The organism is Pseudomonas sp. AL10 (assembly GCF_029960685.1).
GTDB classification, from domain to species: Bacteria; Pseudomonadota; Gammaproteobacteria; order Pseudomonadales; family Pseudomonadaceae; genus Aquipseudomonas; species Aquipseudomonas lactis.
Window position 1 is genome coordinate 5837 of record NZ_JASBQZ010000018.1, and the last position, 1834, is coordinate 7670.

General features: G+C 61.8%; 1 pseudogene. It reads left to right on the plus strand.

The features are described from left to right. Nucleotides 1-1143: 1143 nt before the first annotated feature. Nucleotides 1144-1834, plus strand: a pseudogene (locus QK296_RS17460) (alkaline protease); the annotation flags it as partial.

Sequence of the window (1834 nt, forward strand, 5' to 3'; positions counted from 1 at the left end):
CGGATTCGTGTGAGCCAAAGCCGCGTCCGGATCCGTGCGAGCCGAAGCCGCGTCCAGATCCACGCGAACCGCAGCCACGTCCGGACCCGCGCGAGCCGCAGCCGCGTCCGGACCCGCGCGAGCCGCAGCCGCGTCCAGATCCACGCGAACCGCAGCCACGTCCGGACCCGCGCGAGCCGCAGCCGCGTCCAGATCCACGTGAACCGCAGCCACGTCCAGACCCACGTGAACCGCAGCCATGTCCGGATCCACGCGAACCGCAGCCGCGTCCGGACCCGTGTGAGCCACAGCCGCGTCCAGACCCACGTGAACCGAGGCCGCGTCCGAACCCACGTGAACCGCAGCCACGTCCGGACCCACGCGAGCCGCAGCCGCAGCCGCGTCCGGACCCACGTGAACCGTACCCACGTCCAGACCCACGTGAACCGAGGCCGCGCCCGAACCCACGTGAACCGCAGCCACGCCCGCACCCACGTGAGCCGAGGCCGCGTCCGGACCCGTGTGAGCCACAGCCGCGTCCAGACCCACGTGAGCCGAGGCCGCGTCCGAACCCACGTGAACCACAGCCGCGTCCAGACCCACGTGAACCGCAGCCACGCCCGGACCCGCGTGAGCCGAGGCCGCGTCCGGACCCACGTGAACCGCAGCCACGCCCGGACCCGTGTGAGCCACAGCCGCGTCCGGAACCATGTGAGCCGAGACCGCGTCCGAACCCACGTGAACCGCAACCACGTCCGGACCCGTGCGAGCCTAAACCAACCCCTCGCACAGATCCTTGCGAGCCGAAAGCTGTCACTCGAAACGTAAGGCCAGCCTATGGCTTGAGTGCCCATTCAGGCGAGTACCGGGCGATGCAGGCGCCAGCCTTTGATAGTCGTCATTTCCAGGGCGGGCTTGCAGGGGAATTCATTCGACGTCAGAAGCGCGCTGAATAGATTCAAGTCGCTCTTTATGAGTGAAACATAACGTCAAGTTTAAGTGCTCACAACAAGTCATGGCTTGTTATTCGTTAATAACGCCGTTTTTTGATGCGTGCGTAAAAGTTTGAGTAGTCAATATAGAGACTGGCTATTTAAGAGTTCACGGGTGTTTTACTTGTGAAGTGTTGTGTTGTTGTTTTTAACTAACTGAGAAAACGTAATTATGATTAATGCACCTGCATCCGCTGCAAATTACCATATGCCCACGCCGAACGTGACCCCTCAACCGTCACCGTTGGCTCATCCTGGCAACCCAGGCGACAGTGACGCCGTGAAGTCCTCTCATGCCGATGCGAACTCGGCGGCAGACAACCAGGCCTCGACAGGATCCAAGTTGCTTAATCTTTCCGCTCCGCTGGTAGGTGACCGCACTGGCCTGCAGCGACTGTATGGATCGAGCCTGAACTCCGGACTGCTTCAACTAGGGGAAGTGAATTCTGGCAAAGTGGTTATCGCTCGTTGTTCCCCGAAGGCAGAGGAAGATACCAAACCGGCAGCGGATGAGCCCAAGCCGAATGGTGACACCAAGCCAGTAACGGATAAGCCCAAGCCGGGCGGCTTCTCCACGCCAGTAACAGATAGGCCCAAGCCACGCGGCGGCACCAAGGAGCCGGTGGTTGAGCAGCCCAAGCCAGAGGGCACCAAGCAGCCAGTGGTTGAGCAGCCCAAGCCAGAGGGCACCAAGCAGCCAGTGGTAGATCAGCCCAAGCCAGAAGGTACCAAGCAGCCAGTGGTAGATCAGCCCAAGCCAGAAGGTACCAAGGGGCCGGTGGTTGAGCAGCCCAAGCCCGAGGGCACCAAACAGCCAGTGGTAGATAAGCCTAAGCCAGAGGCTACCAAGCAGCCAGTGGTAG